This is a genomic window from Acetobacter nitrogenifigens DSM 23921 = NBRC 105050, from assembly GCF_000429165.1.
Taxonomy (GTDB): domain Bacteria; phylum Pseudomonadota; class Alphaproteobacteria; order Acetobacterales; family Acetobacteraceae; genus Acetobacter; species Acetobacter nitrogenifigens.
Map to the genome: position 1 here is coordinate 61,762 of NZ_AUBI01000016.1, position 14,826 is coordinate 76,587.

The 14,826-nt window shown below is 61.7% G+C and carries 10 protein-coding genes; 5 read left to right on the plus strand and 5 right to left on the minus strand.

Annotated features, from left to right (window positions below):
* Window positions 1–31: 31 nt before the first annotated feature.
* From G442_RS24045 to G442_RS0115380, 4 genes are all read left to right on the plus strand, one after another.
* On the plus strand, window positions 32–3,637 hold the full coding sequence (locus tag G442_RS24045) for an AsmA-like C-terminal region-containing protein (RefSeq protein ID WP_146882558.1): 3,606 nt from the start codon (window positions 32–34) through the stop codon (window positions 3,635–3,637).
* A gap of 136 nt (window positions 3,638–3,773) precedes the next feature.
* The gene (locus G442_RS0115370; RefSeq protein WP_026398700.1) at window positions 3,774–4,784 is read left to right on the plus strand and encodes a CobW family GTP-binding protein; all 1,011 of its coding nucleotides are present in this window, start codon (window positions 3,774–3,776) and stop codon (window positions 4,782–4,784) included.
* 173 nt (window positions 4,785–4,957) lie between these two features.
* Window positions 4,958–6,022: a WD40 repeat domain-containing protein gene (locus G442_RS0115375; protein WP_026398701.1), complete on the plus strand. Its 1,065-nt coding sequence runs from the start codon at window positions 4,958–4,960 to the stop codon at window positions 6,020–6,022.
* A 749-nt stretch (window positions 6,023–6,771) separates the two neighbouring features.
* On the plus strand, window positions 6,772–8,931 hold the full coding sequence (locus G442_RS0115380) for a TonB-dependent siderophore receptor (RefSeq protein WP_026398702.1): 2,160 nt from the start codon (window positions 6,772–6,774) through the stop codon (window positions 8,929–8,931).
* A gap of 160 nt (window positions 8,932–9,091) precedes the next feature.
* Here the strand turns inward: G442_RS0115380 and G442_RS0115385 are convergent, their stop codons facing one another.
* The 4 genes from G442_RS0115385 to G442_RS0115405 form a co-directional block, all read right to left on the minus strand.
* Window positions 9,092–9,658, minus strand: a complete 567-nt coding sequence (locus G442_RS0115385) for a YceI family protein (RefSeq protein WP_026398703.1) — start codon at window positions 9,656–9,658, stop codon at window positions 9,092–9,094.
* The gene (locus G442_RS22705) at window positions 9,655–10,275 is read right to left on the minus strand and encodes a cytochrome b (protein ID WP_051292398.1); all 621 of its coding nucleotides are present in this window, start codon (window positions 10,273–10,275) and stop codon (window positions 9,655–9,657) included. The genes G442_RS0115385 and G442_RS22705 overlap by 4 nt, the downstream gene beginning before the upstream one ends.
* A gap of 5 nt (window positions 10,276–10,280) precedes the next feature.
* Window positions 10,281–10,898, minus strand: coding sequence for a YceI family protein (locus G442_RS0115395; RefSeq protein ID WP_026398704.1), 618 nt, complete (start codon window positions 10,896–10,898; stop codon window positions 10,281–10,283).
* Between the two features lie 769 nt (window positions 10,899–11,667).
* Complete coding sequence (locus tag G442_RS0115405; RefSeq protein ID WP_084440645.1) at window positions 11,668–14,115, minus strand: helicase-related protein; 2,448 nt, start codon at window positions 14,113–14,115, stop codon at window positions 11,668–11,670.
* 170 nt (window positions 14,116–14,285) lie between these two features.
* On the opposite strand from G442_RS0115405, the gene G442_RS26465 reads away from it, so the two are divergent.
* Window positions 14,286–14,417 (plus strand): hypothetical protein, encoded by a 132-nt coding sequence (locus tag G442_RS26465; protein ID WP_264800777.1) that lies wholly within the window; start codon window positions 14,286–14,288, stop codon window positions 14,415–14,417.
* A gap of 35 nt (window positions 14,418–14,452) precedes the next feature.
* Here the strand turns inward: G442_RS26465 and G442_RS0115410 are convergent.
* Window positions 14,453–14,826: IS5/IS1182 family transposase (locus G442_RS0115410; RefSeq protein WP_026398706.1), on the minus strand; the 374-nt coding region annotated here is incomplete at its 5' end.

Below are 14,826 nucleotides of genomic sequence, written 5' to 3' on the forward strand. Positions count from 1 at the left end.
ATGGATCAGTGAGACCGGCAGGGATGCGGGCGTGAGCGCTTCTGGTCAAGCCTCGTCGACGACGTCCCCTCCCGGCGTCGGCAAACGCCGGTCGCGCGTCATGTGCTGCCTGCGCTGCTGCGGCGTGCTGACGATGCTTCTGGTTGTGCTTCCGGCTCTGGGGCTCGCGGCCCTCCTCACCACAATGATGTTCCGGCCGCTGAACGTAACGCCGCTGGCGCGCCCCTTCATGCCGATCGTCATCGCCAGGGGGGCAGCGGGCGCGCCACCGCGCGGGCGCCTCGCCATCGGTCACGCCGAGTTGCAGTGGATGGGGCTGCGGGACGGTTTCGGCTCGCCCGTCCTTCTGCGGCTGCACGACGTGACGATCCTCGACGCCCGTGGAAACACGGTGGACCGCATCCGGGAGGGCGCCGTGGCGCTCGACGCTTTCCCGTTGCTTCGCGGCCGCATCGCGATCACCAATCTTCAGGTCGGCGGCGCCAGACTGGCGCTCCGACGTGACGAGGGCGGCGACGTCGATCTGGATTATGGCGACAACGGCTCGGGCCGGCACGGCGGTGGCCTGCAGGTCGAATTGAATCATCTGCATCACCTTGCGCTGTCAGACGCGCATCTAGAGGTGAACGACCGTGCGCTTCACGCTCGCTGGATCGTAGACCCGGTCGACGCTACGTTGACCCCGGTCCTAGTGCGTTGGCGGCGTGGGCTGGTCGGCTCTCTGACCATCGGTGTCGCAGCGCGGCCAGACGGTTCCGGCAACGCGATCCCCGCGCCCTTCCTGGTCAATCTGACCGCGCATGGCGAACGCGCGCCAGGCGACCTGCTCGCATGGCATGTCGCCGTCGCGCCAACGACGCCCGCCGGACTGGCGCCAGTCGTTCCTGCCCTCGCGGCTATCAAACTGCCGCTTGGCCTGACGGCCGACGTCACGCTCCACGCCGGGCGCTGGCTCGGCATGGTCACGCCGCGCGATGCAACCGTGACGGTGACGGGCGGTGAAGGCGAGCTCGACGCTGCCGGATCGACCCTGTTCACCCAGGACGCGCAAGCACGCCTGCGCCTCGAATTTCCCGAACCTCGGACGCATTTGCTCAGGCGGGAGGCTATGCCTGCACGTCTGGATGTAACGGAGCTTCTCGCCCATCTGCGCCCGCCGCCGTCTCCTCCGGCTGATTCCCCGGCGGCTCCCCCGACGGAATCTCCGACAAAGAGTGCGCCTGCAGATCGAACGACCGGAAGCCCGAAGCAAGCGGTCGACACCACGCTCGCAGGGGCGGCCGACACTCAACGCGCAAGGAGTCCTTCTTTCGGCAGCCCGCAAGACAAAAGCCCGAAAGTTGACGTCAACGGCGCCAGCGCAAGCAGCACGCAGGGCACGGCCGTGTCGACGGTTGCGACTCAGGCCAAGGGCGCGCAGACCGCTGACGCCCCGGAAACCGGGACGACAACTTCGGCTGTTCAGCAGGACGATCCCGGCCTGACGGCGACTGCAAGCGGCGCGCTGTCATGGGCCGACATACACAACTCTGGAGCTTTTTCTGGCGATCTGTCGGCGGCGCTGACTGACGTTCCCTTCATGTACGTCGCTCACTACTGGCCCGCCCTTGCTGGCAAAGGCGCCCGGAAATGGGTCACCCAGAACGTCACGGCTGGCATGTTGCGCAATACACATGTCTCCGTCAGCCTTGTACCCGGCCCGGACGGGCGCAAGCCCGTCATGTCACGAATAAGCGGCGGATTGGACGGACAGGGACTGGACGTTCACTGGCTTCGCCCCATCGCGCCCCTGCACGGCGTCGACGCGCATCTCAGTTTCGTCGATCCAAAGACGATCATGATCCGCTTTGACCATGGCTATCAGCTTGTCGAGCGTGCAGGCCGACGCGTGGATTCGAACGGGACTGGCAAGCTCGCGCTCGGGGCGGGCAGCATGGAAATTCGCGATCTGGACAAGAAGGACCAGACCGGCCTTCTCGACATCACGCTTGAGGGGGATCTGCGGGATCACATCGCGGTGCTGAGCGAGCCGCGCTTGCATATCCTGTCAAAGCACCCGCTGCCGTTTACGCATCCGAGCGGCTGGGCGGTCGCCCACAGCAAGCTCGAACTGCCTCTGGAATCACACATCTCGACCGACGACATGACGCTTGACGGCCATGCGCAACTCACCCGCGTCCATCTGGGCGATGCAGCGATCGGGCGCGACATGGACGACGCCACCATCGCCATGAACGTCACGATGAAAGGGCTGACGCTGACCGGCTCCGGCCTGTTCGCACATATTCCCACGGACGTTCAGGGCAGCGTCGATTTCAACGCCTCGCCGCCGCGTCACGTCGTCAACAAGATCGACGCGCAAATGCACATGACGCCGGAGAACGCCGTCCTGGCCGGAATTCCCGTGGACGGACGCTTCGACGGCGCCGCCGACATGAATGCGAAATATGCATCCATGAGCGACGGAACGGCGACGCTGGGCCTGAACCTCGACCTGACGCGGGCGGCGGTTCACATCCCCATGTGGAGCAAGCCCGCGAACGTTCCGGCCAATGCGAGCGTGCAACTGACAATCGACCATGGCTCGCTATCGACGGTGACCGACATACGCGCCACCGGCCCCGATCTGGCATTAAACGGAGAAGCGAGGCTCCATGACGGAGCGCCGCCAGAGCTGATCGTGCCGGAATTCCATGTGGGCCGCTCCAACGGATCGGCCAGTTTCACCGCCCCCATGACGGCGACGCAGCCGATCTCCGTTCATGTAAAGGCGTCGACGCTCGACCTCACGCCTCTGGTGCAGGGGCCCGACGAGAAGAAGCCCGCGAAGAAGCCGACGACCTACCATGTCCCACAGGCCGCCAGCGGCAAGGTGGACGGCCCGCCGGGCCGTCCCTGGTTCATCGATGTCGACGCGGACACGCTCTATTACAGCAAGACAGGAGCGCTCGGCGGCGTCTCCGCGCATATCGAACACAATGGCGTCCGGCTGCAGCGCCTGCGGTTCTCAATGGCGTCTCCCTCCGCAGCCACCGCCGTTATGGAGCCCGTCGGCGCGACGCGGCGTCTGACCGCCGATATCACCAATTTCGGCACGCTCGCCGCCCGCACAGGCGTAATCAACACGATGTCCGGCGGAAATGCGCGGCTGGAAGGGCATTTCGACGATTCCCGCGAGAACGCCCCGTTCCACGGACGGCTAAGCATCTCTCCGTTCGTGATCACGAAGGCGCCGGACGCACTGCTTATGGCGCGGAGCCTGTCAATCTATGGCTGGCTCAACGCCCGGAAAAACGGGGAATTCGAAGTCGACCGGTTCAGCATGCCGGTCTCATTCGCCGACGGCGTGCTGCATATCGAGGACGGACGCGCGGGCAACGGCGCGCTGGGCGCCACGATCGAGGGGCCGATCGACCTCGATCACGGCACGATGGATCTGGCTGGAACCATCGTGCCCGCGTTCGCCGTCAATGCGCTGCCCGGCAAGCTGCCCGGCGTCGGCAAGCTGTTTTCTCCCGAGAAAGACGGCGGTCTTCTCGCCGTCAAATTCGCGGTGAACGGCAAACTCGACGACCCCGCGTTCTCCGTCAGTCCTTTCACGATCTTCCTGCCCGGCGTCCTGCGCGACATGTTCTGACGGCCATCCGCGGATACGGACCGGCCGATTTCGTCCAGGGGCGCTAGTCTGACGGTAAGGCCGCGCCTATATCTCTTCCGCGACCCGACGCCTGACGGCGACCTTCCGGGCGAAGAGAGTGACGGAGACGACGACCATGTCCGCGACGCAAGACGCAACCGCAACGCCCGCAAACGCGACATCCTCCTCCGGCGCGCTTGCGCCCGTGACCGTGCTGACCGGCTTTCTCGGGGCGGGAAAGACGACGCTGCTCAACCACATTCTGACCGCACAGCACGGCCGCAACTACGCCGTCATCATCAACGAGTTCGGCGAACTCGGCGTGGACAACGACCTCGTCGTCGACGCCGACGAGGAAGTGTTCGAGATGAACAACGGGTGCATCTGCTGCACCGTTCGCGGAGACCTGATCCGCATCCTCGGCAGCCTGATGAAGCGCCGCCAGAAATTCGACGGGATCATCGTCGAGACGACAGGCCTCGCCGACCCTGCTCCGGTTGCGCAGACCTTCTTCGTGGACGCGGACGTGCGCGCGAAGACCCGGCTGGACGCGGTCGTGACAGTCGTGGACGCCTACAACGTGTTGCAGACGCTGGAAGAGAGCCCTGAGGCGACCAACCAGATCGCCTTCGCCGACGTCATCATCCTGAACAAGGTCGATCTGGTCGACGCCGCGAAGATCGCGGAGATCGAGGCGCGCATCCGCACGATCAACGCTTTCGTGCGCATCCATCACGCAACGCGCGGCGCCGTGGCGTTGACCGACGTTCTGGATCAGGGCGGTTTCGACCTGCAGCGCGCGCTGGCTGCTCACCCCGATTTCCTCGAAAACTCCGAACATTCGCATGAGGAGAACGTGACCAGCATGTCCTTCACGCTCCCCGGTCCAGCGGACGAGCCGCGTTTTCAGGCGTGGATCGGCGCTCTTCTGCAGGAACAGGGAGCGGATATTCTCCGCGCCAAGGGCATACTGGAATTCAAGGGCCGGGACGAACGTTTCGCGTTTCAGGCGGTGCATATGATGGCGGATGGCGACTTCATCGGTCCGTGGAGAGCGGGCGAGAAACGCGAATCCCGGCTGGTGCTGATCGGACGCAACCTCAATCGTCCGCGTCTGCGGCGCGGTTTCGAAAGCTGCCTGGCCTGAGTCGATCCGTTTTTACGCACTGCCTGATCGCTCGAGCAGGCAGTGCGAGCAAGCGGCGTGGACCATGACAGCCCCCCTCACTTACCAGCCGCCTGTCGACGCACCCCACACCAGACACCCCGCCCTGCATCGCGGATCTCCCATTATCTTCTGACGGAGCCGGAAAGACCGGAATGAGCAGCACGATTTCGCCCCCCAACTTTCCCGGCCTCGTGGACTCGCGCGGCGCCGAACGGCGCTTCGACGCCCATATCACCGGGTGCTGCGCTTCCCGCGACAACAGTCTCCTCGCCTTCTCGACAGGAGAAGGCGACGTGATCCTCGCTCCGCGTGCCGAACTGAAAACTCCCGATGCGTGGGTGGTTTCGCAGGTCCATGACGGCCCCGCTCTCGCGATCGCCCCCGATGTCAGCGGTGATGCGTTTTTGACGGGCGGCGAGGACTGTCGTCTGAAGCGCACCTCTTCCACCAGAACGGTGGAGGAGGTCGCCCGCTCGAAACGCTGGATCGAGCATGTGACGACGTTCAGTCAGGGGAAGACCGCGCTAATCGCCTTCGCATCCGGCAAGGAGGCGCAACTTTGGGCCGGAGGCGGCTCCGAACCGCTGCGGACGTTCGAGCATGCCTCCACGGTGTCGGGACTCGCCTTCGACGGTAAGGGCAAGCGCCTGGCGGCGTCGCATTACAACGGCCTGTCGCTGTGGTTCGTGCAGTCGAAAGACAGCAAACCGCGCCTGCTGGAGTGGAAGGGCAGCCATCTGGGTGTCGCGATTCATCCGGCGGGCGAGGCCGTCGTCACCGCCATGCAGGAAAACGAATTGCACGGCTGGCGCCTGTCGGACGGGCACAACATGCGGATGAGCGGCTATCCCTCGAAAATCGGCTCCATGGCGTTCACCCGCAACGGGAAATGGCTGGCGACGAGCGGCGCCGATTGCGTCGTGATGTGGCCGTTCTTTGGCGGCGGCCCGATCGGCAAGCCGCCGATGGAGACGCCGGGCATCCCGGGCGTCAACTGCACGCGGGTCGCCACGCACCCGACACAGGACATCGTTGCGGCCGGTTTCGCCGACGGCGCTGTGTTGATGGTCGACTACACCTCTCACCGGGTGCTGCCGGTTTGCGCTGCGGCGGGCGGGCCGGTTTCGGCGCTGGCGTTCAGCAGCGACGGTTGCGTTTTGGGATACGGAACCGAGGACGGGCGTATAGGCGCTCTCGACCTGACGGCTCCGGACTGACCGCTTCCGGCGGCAATGCTGTGGCGTCACTCCACTGATCGAGACACATGTTTCGCCAGCAGAGTGGCGTGTGGCCATGTCCGTCCGTTTATCCGGCGCAGTAGCGGTTTTCACACCAACATTGCGAAAATTAGAAAAGTTGTATTTTTCGAAGAAATTTTAAAGCGCCCGCTCATCTCAAGAAAATTTTCTTCTACACCGCCTATCTGGTTCAATACGGACGCGGCGTTGCTTCTCTCTGGGCACTCACCGCGTAAGGCCTGATCCGGCCTGCGCGTTCAACAATACCGTACTGCCCGCATGACAAATGTCCGCGTCGCCCAACTGTAGAAGAAGCGGTCGGCTCGTATCCTACTTTGATCAACAGATCGCCATGAGCGGCCCGACGCGAGAGTTGCTCAGGCAGGTCGTCATTGATGTTGTTCCCGCCCAATGCCCAAAAGATTGCAGATGTCGCACAGCGCATGTGTCTGACACATGAACAAACCAAATACGTGCATTTTACACTATTTATAATAGTTATATATAGATATTACTAATTTTACATGTATTTTTGGAGGTGATTCAACACAGCTACGGACCACTCCTATGACGCCGCCGGTCAATCCCTATACGAGCACACACCCACCATCCATACAGTCTCCTGCTGCGATGAGTGCGCCTACGACAGCCTTCAATCGAGCGTCCACATATGCGGCGTCCCGGTCAGCGGCGACTGCTTCGTTCCTCGCCATAGCCTCTCTTTTCTCATGACTTTTTCAAACCGATCCAAATCCGCCTCCATGGTCGTCGCGCTCTCTCTGAGCGCCGCCAGTCATGCCGCTACGCCCAAACCTGATTCAGGCGATAACGCCGCAACATCGGGAAAACATAAAGAGGCGTCGAAAATCTACGCGAACAAGAGCGAGAGCATCACAGTCAAGGCGGACGCGCGTCGCCCTCATCTGGCCGCCCACACGCCGTTGGGGGCGTTGGGAAACAGATCTGAATTCGACACGCCGTTTTCTCTCAGCGTCGTCTCGGCAGCCAAAGTTGAACAGATTCAGGCTGTCGACATCGCGGACGTTTTTCGCGCCGAACCTGGCGTGCAGCAGAACTCCAACGGCGGCTCCACCGCCTCGGGCGCAAGTTTTCGCGTGCGCGGCCTAAATCTCGACTGGACCAACGGTTACAAGATCGACGGCTTCGCCATTCCTTATTGGTTTATCGATCTTCCCATGGCGAATTTCGGCCAGTTTCAGCTTTTTAAAGGGGCTTCGGGCTTTCTCTATGGTTTCGGCTCCCCTGGCGCCGTCATGGATTTTCAACTCAAGAAACCAGTAGACACGCCCAAGCTCTCACTGGAAGCCGGATATCGTTCTGATGCGGTTTTCCGCCAGAGTCTGGACGCTGGCGGACCGCTAGATCACGCGGGGCGCGTGACGACGCGATTGGCCATCGGCAACGAAGTCGGCAACCAATACAATGGAAGTTTCCTTCGTAGCACGTCTGTTTCCGGAAGCATCAGGGTTCGTTTGACGGATACTCTCGACTGGCATGGCGACGCATTCTATCTCAATACGTTGCAAAAAGGCATGGTCAACGGCGTGACCGTCAGCAGTGCGCTGCATTACCTGACTCCGATCAGCGGCCGCGCTGAACTGGGCGCTCCCGATTCATGGAAGACGAACGACTTCAAACATTTCAACACCGGGTTTGACTGGCGGTTCGCGCCAAACTGGACCGCGCGCCTGACCTACGCCTACACGCATCTGGACGAAAAATTTCCATCCAATGCGATCACCTTCCTTGATAACAAGGGAGATTATTTGAACCGCCCATTCCAGATGACACGCGTCTTCACGTATCATCAGGCTCAGGAAGCGACCGAAGGAACGTTCAAAACCGGGCCGCTGCGCCACGACGTCGTTGCGGGAATCACATGGCTGCTGCAGGATTTCGATGCGGACGCCAATGCCGCCTATTATCCGCCCAATCAATACGGCAACATCTACACGACACGGCCAACCGCGACCAATGGCACCGCCTATAATCCCCGCCTCTATCGTTACGTCGACTACACGCAAGTTTCCCCATTCTGGAGCGACACGGTGACCTGGGGAAAATGGTCGCTGCTCGCGGGCGCACGCTACACCGACTACATTGAAAACGACTACGCGACCGACGGCAGCGGCCGCCAGACCGCGGCGCGCCGGAACAATCCTGTCACCCCTGTCGTCTCGCTATCCTATAAACCGGACGCAGGGATAAATCTGTATTTCAGCTGGGTCCAGGCCATGCAATCCGGCACACAGGCCGCTGCGACGGCGAAAAACGCATACGCCGTATTCGCCCCGATGCGCAGCGATCAGTATGAAGTCGGCGCCAAATTCCAACGCAACAGATGGAGCGGCACGATCGCTCTATATCGCATGGACACAATCGCATCATACGTCGATTCGAATAATGTCCAGCAACAGGGTGGACTTGTCCGCTATCAAGGCGTTGAAGCCGCCGTAAATATTGAGGCGACACGCGATCTGCAACTCTCGGCGAGTTTGACCTATCTTGACGCCCGATACGGCGCTGGAACGCCTTACAAGGGCAAGCAGGCAGAATCCACGTCGCCCTTCGAAGCCAATTTCTCGGCGATTTATACACTGCGCTGGGTGAAGGGGTTGAGCGTGAATGGCGGCCTGAATTACGTATCGGCGGCATGGCTCAACCCCGATAACAACTTTCGTATGCCATCTTACATTATCGGCAATGTCGGGGCGCAATACATAACGCGGGTACAGAACCACCGCCTGACGTTCAGGGCTTCCGTCCAGAACATCGGCAACGAACGCTACTGGGTCAGCCGGGGCTCGCTACAGCTTTTTCCGGGCGCCCCACGCACCGCCACAGTCAGCGCCCGCATCGATTTCTGACGTTGCAGGTCGGCAGGTCGGCAGGTCGGCAGGTCGGCAGCGTTGCTGGCCCGCCGTCGTTAGCGTTGCAAGCGCGAATACGTCTCACGCCTCGGAAATCGGTTATGTGGCGATCACGCCGCTACACACGCCCCAAGAATGCAGGGAGAAAGCTCCGCTTTCAGCCGCCATGTGCCGTGACATCGACGTCCACACCCACTTCAAGAGCCACCCACTGCCCCGAGGTCCACGGACCAGTCCCGACGCTGAACGCCGAACGGACAAGTTGGAGGTGCCCTTTGGCGTGCAGAGTGGAGCCGTTAATGTCGATGGTGAGAGGCAGAACGACAGCTTTGCTCACGCCTTTGATCGTCAGCGTGCCTTCCGCATCATACGCGTCGCCGCCTTTGGCCTTGAAGTCCTTCACTTCGAATACCGCTGTCGGGAACGTCTTGACGTCGAACCAGTCGTGACCAGGCAGCGCGCCATCTCGCTGACTGTCTCCTGTCGTGGCGCTCGTCATGTCCACCGTAATTTTCGCGTGCCCTGACTCCGGATGGGCCGGATCGAGCGTGATCGATCCATCATATTTCCCAAAGCGCCCCGAAAATCCCTTGCCGGTTTGCGTGCCGGAAAACCCGAGCGCACCATCGCCGCCTTTGACGCTCCAGTCAGCAGCGAACGCCGGGGCCGAGAGCGCAAGCGCGCCCGCAATGACGACGGGAAGAAACTTATGAACTGTCCTCATCGGACTTTTTCCTTTTGGCGTAGTGAATAAGATGCGCCGAAGACTGGCAGCATCTGACGAAGAACGTTATCGCGCAAAACGAAATGATGTCGCAGGGCTGCGGCCACATGCACGACGACCAATGCGAGAAGACCCCATGAAGCCCAATGATGAACAATCTTGAGGGCGTCTTCGACAGGAGCCTTGTCCGACAGAGTCGAGAGAACCGGCAGATCAGGCCAGGGGATTGTCCCGAACAGCACGGTTGGAATGCCAAGCACGGAAACGGACACCATCGCCCAGCCACTCAGCGGCAACAGCACCTGCAAACCGTAAAGGAGGGCGTGCCCGAGATGCGCGGCTTTTTTCTCAAGCGGCGGCATGTTCTCTGGCAATGCTGGCGCCCGATGACCGAAACGCCAGCCAATGCGCAGAACAATCAGAAGCATTACGGTAATGCCGATAGATTTATGCAGCTGATAGAGCTGGAACACGCGCATCGTATCGAGATTGAGGTGGTCCATGACCAGCCCCATCGCGATCAGCGTCAGAATCCCCAGAGCAATCATCCAGTGAAGGATGATCGCTACCGTGGTGTACCGCGTGGTCCCGCCAACTGCGCTCGCGGGCGTAGTCATGAAGATCAGTCCTGACGTTCAAAGGCGCCTGCAATGCGCAGGTGCACGTCGTCGGATACATAAGGCACATACATCTTCACGCCAAAGTCGCTGCGCTTGATGACGCCTGTAGCCTCAAAACCGATCGTGTATTTCTTGTCCAGCGCGTTCACGCCTGCCCCGATGAAGTGAACCTTCAGGGTTTCGGGCTTCGTCACGCCGTGCAGGGTCAGGTTGCCAGTCACAACGGCGTCATTCTTGCCACTGAGCCGAACAGAGGTGGACTCAAACGTGGCGTTAGGGAACTTCGCAGCGTCAAACCATTGATCGCCCTTGAGTTCGTCATTGAGTTTCGCGCTGGTGGTCTGCACGGAATCCACCGGGATTGTCACGGACAGTTTCGAAGCGGACGGATTCTTCGGATCCAGATTGAGTGTGCCGGACACGTTCGAAAATACGCCGAGATAATTAGTGAAGCCGAAATGCAACACCTCGAAGCCGACCTGCGTATGACCGGGCTCTACATCATAAACGCCGGACTGAATCTGCGTGGCGTTGGTGACGACCTGCGCAGACGCTGGATTGCCAGCCAGCAGACCGATAGCAAGGGTGGCTGCTGGGAATGAAAAAAGGCTGGACTTCATGGCGAGACACTCCGCTCGGTAAAATTCAGGCACAAGAGATCATGGTTTCATGCAAGGCTGGAACAGCCCTGTTCTCTTCTGGTCCCTTCATTACAGCCGCGCAGTAACGCAATAAATAGCAACAATGGAAAATCAAAGTTTCCCTATTTTGCCTTCACTGCGCCTCTGGGCGGCATGCGCACGCAGGACGATGCGCGCCACGCCCTCGCCTTCCCATTTCTACCCAGGCCCCATCATGTGGCTGTCCATCGAATTTTTCGCTGAAATTGGCGCATGTTGGCGACCTCACGACACATATCAGGCGACACAAGCGTACCCCGCCTCCCCAAGTCAGTGCTTTCACTACATGGAGTTACGCTTCAGGACTCAGCCGACATCGGAACCATGATAGTTTATTGATCGGCTGCCTATCGCCGAAGAGTTGCCGAATCCGATTAGGTCCGACTGCCCCCTCTACGAGATTATGCCTCGCGGCCACGTTGCCTCACCGACGACAGCGGAAACCCCACGCGGCGGCACAGGCAACGCCGAGGCGCAAAAATCCACCTTCGCCATGTTTCAGAACCGACCAGGAGACTTTTTTCAAAACGCCAGAATAAACGTCATTTCCTTGCAAACGCATTTGAAAACACCGCAGCAGCGTCACCATTCAGGAGCGCACACACATCCTTCCAAAGCCGACACGCAGCCAAACGTCCCACCAATCTCCAGAGGCAGACGCAATCAAAAGCGTCACGGTCGCACGACCTAGCGTCTTTTCAGGCAGCTTTCATCGACGCGTGCGGGCGCGGCTGTGTTGACGCAACACGCTTTCAATCCAGTCGTTAAGCTCAGCGGTCGCGCGTTCCGCATCTTCCCGGTTGGGGTAGCTGTCAGGAAACCGCAGCGCCAGCCAGCGCCAAGCCACCAGACGTTTATGCCGCTTCTCCGCGCGCTCAAGCTCCTCGCGGCCAGCACGATCCGGCGGCGGCAGGCGACCTGTCCCCGGTGGAGGAACAGCTTGGCCCGACGCATGTTCCGCCGCCCAACCTACGAGACGCCGAATCCCGTTGTCGCGATCGTCGACCGGGCACATCGCGTAGGTCCAGCGCTGTGTCAGGTCGAGTCCTTCCACCCCCTCCAGAGCGGACGCGATGGCGAATGGCTGCTCCATGTCGGCCAGACGGTAATTCGGATCGTCAACGCGCAGCACCGCACGCTTGATACGGGCGAGCACGCCGTAAAGGCTGTCCGATCCGATCTCGGCGGCGATCGCGCGAACGATATCCGCATCCGGCTGCACCAGCGGGCGCAACTCCTCCGGCGGTTCCGGCGCCGCCGCGAGACGATCCCGGATGAAACGCGGGCTGCCGGCGTCGGCGAGAACCGCGACCACGCCGTCTTCGTGCTTGCCATACCGTCCGGCGCGGCCGCCGATCTGCTTGACCTCCTGCACCGACAGGTCGCGTGTCTGGCGTCCGTCGAACTTACGCAAGGACGCAAAGACGACGCGTTTAATCGACAGGTTCAGTCCCATGCCGATGGCGTCGGTGGCGATCAGGATATCCGCTGCGCCGGAATTGAAGCGTTGCGCCTCGGCCCGACGCACCTCGGGACTCAGCGCGCCGTATACGACCGCCACCCGTCGCCCGCGCTCCATCAACGCGGCGCGCAGGTCGAGCACTTCCCGACGGGAGAACGCGATCAAAGCGTCCCCGGTGCGTAGATCGTTAAGACGCACGCCTGAGGGCGCCGCGCGTAACGGACTCTTGCGATGGAGAGTGATCTCATCCAGCGGATCGCCACAAAGCTCGGCAATCCGTCGCACCATTGGAATACAATCTGGCGCGCCAAGAACGAACAGATGCCTTGCCGGGGCCCCCATAATCGCGGCCGTCCACGCCGCGCCGCGATCAGGGTCGAAGAGCATCTGCGCCTCATCGATCACTGCGACGTCCACCGGGTTGGAGAACGGGCACATCTCGACAGTCGCCGCCAGATGCCGACTGCCCGGCGCGACAATCCGCTCCTCGCCTGTGGCCAAAGCGGCCTCCACGCCGCGCGACGCCAGCGCTTCGCGGAATTCGTGCGCCAGAAGACGCAGCGGCGCCAGCGCGAGCCCGCTCTCGGCGCGAGCGAGCGCGTCGAGCGCGGTATGCGACTTGCCGCTGTTCGTCGGGCCGGTGACCAGAGTGATCCGCCGCGCCAGCGCCCGGGCCGTGCGAAAATGCGCGGCATATCGATCCAGCGCAGCTACGCGGGCGATGACCGCGTTGGCCACATGTTTGCCAACGGCAGGCGGTTCCGGCAGCGCGGTATCGTGACGGCCACGCGCATCGCGCCCCCCTTCACGCCTGTGAACTCCGCTTTCGTCCTGCCCGCCACGACGCCACTCCTGCAGGTCGCCACGAAGCGCGACGAGTTCGGCCGGATCAAATTCCCATAGTTCGAATCCGTCCGGTTGCCGCACGCGCCGGGCCACCGGAAGACGGTTTTCCGCCACCCAACGCAGCGCCTCCCGCTGCGAGCAATGCAGAATGCGTGGTACGTCGCGGAACGGCACAAGGCTTTGTTCCCACTCTTCAAGGCGCAGTTCCTCCCTGCGCCGACGCGCCTGCGCGGCGCGCTCAATCGCCGCTTCGTTTTCCGCACGTTCCTCATCTTCACGCTGCGCCCCGCCAGCGAAACGGTCGCCATCTGCAAGGCCGAAAGCGCTCGCGATGGAGGCTGCGACGCGAGCGACCTGCGCGCTGGAGAGCACCCGCCCGGTGTCCAGCATATCGGCCCGCAACGCCGCCAACGCCGCCTTCGGCGTATCGCCGAGTTCTCGATAGCGCGCGGCTAAAACGGGCTCGAGAGCGTTGAGCAGCATAGGATCGCTGGCCGCAGGATCGTCGACGCTCGCCGCCGCCTGCTCCATATCCTCGCGGGATATCCATATCCGCCCCTCGCGCCGGGTCAGATCCATCATCCGGGACGCCCAGCGCTTGCGACGTACCGCGCATAGCGCGGCGATGAACGTATCGTCGGGAATCTCGCGCGCACCCGGCGCCAGGGCCCGACCAATGCGGCGCAGCAGCGCGGACTCCTCTCGAGGCTCAACCGCTAGGCCGGTACGCGACAACGCTGTTTCCAGCGCCGCGCGGGCCGGGGACGAAGAATCGTGAGATCCGACCGAGTTTATACGGTCAGGGTCTGGTGCAACCAGCGTGGGACGTGGACCTATCGGCGCGTTCATTGGATCCAGTGTGCGCGATACACGACAACGGAACAATCCCCATCATTGCGGCTATGCAGGAGCCGCTCAAAACAGCGGTTTAAACCACTCGACAGGCGGGGGCTGTCCCCCTCATCAAAAGGGCATGTCCTTACGGCTTGCGATTGCACTGGCGCGAAGGCTGCATCGCGTTGACGTATCAGACGAAGAGTGTCTGGAGGTTGGGCGACCTGAGCCGCAACGAGATTACTTCGCGCCGCATCGTCAGCGATCCGTTGCTTCAGTTGTCGATGTACGAGCAAACACGCCACTGGATGGACTGACTACGTCCAAATGCTAACCCGCCACCTAGAGGGTGTTATGCACATTGGATCATCTGTGCGGAATGTTTGAGCATGTATCCGACGAATGCGATGACGTGGAATCCTGCGAGCGTGGCCGCGTATCTTTCGTAGTCCTTGACCAGCCTGCGACAGCGCGTGGCCCAGGCAAAGGATCGCTCCACGACCCAGCGACGCGGCAGCAGGACAAAGCCTCGCTTGGCTTCTGGCAGCTTGACCACATGCAGGGCAATGCCTTCGGCGGCAGCGGCGTCGGCCGCGACTGCGCCGGTATAGCCCTGATCGACATAGGCGAGTGTGACGTTGTCGCCGGTCGCGTCCTGGATGTCGGCGGCGAGACGTGCCACGGCGGCGCGATCGCCGACATCGGCCGGCGTCACATGAAGAGCGA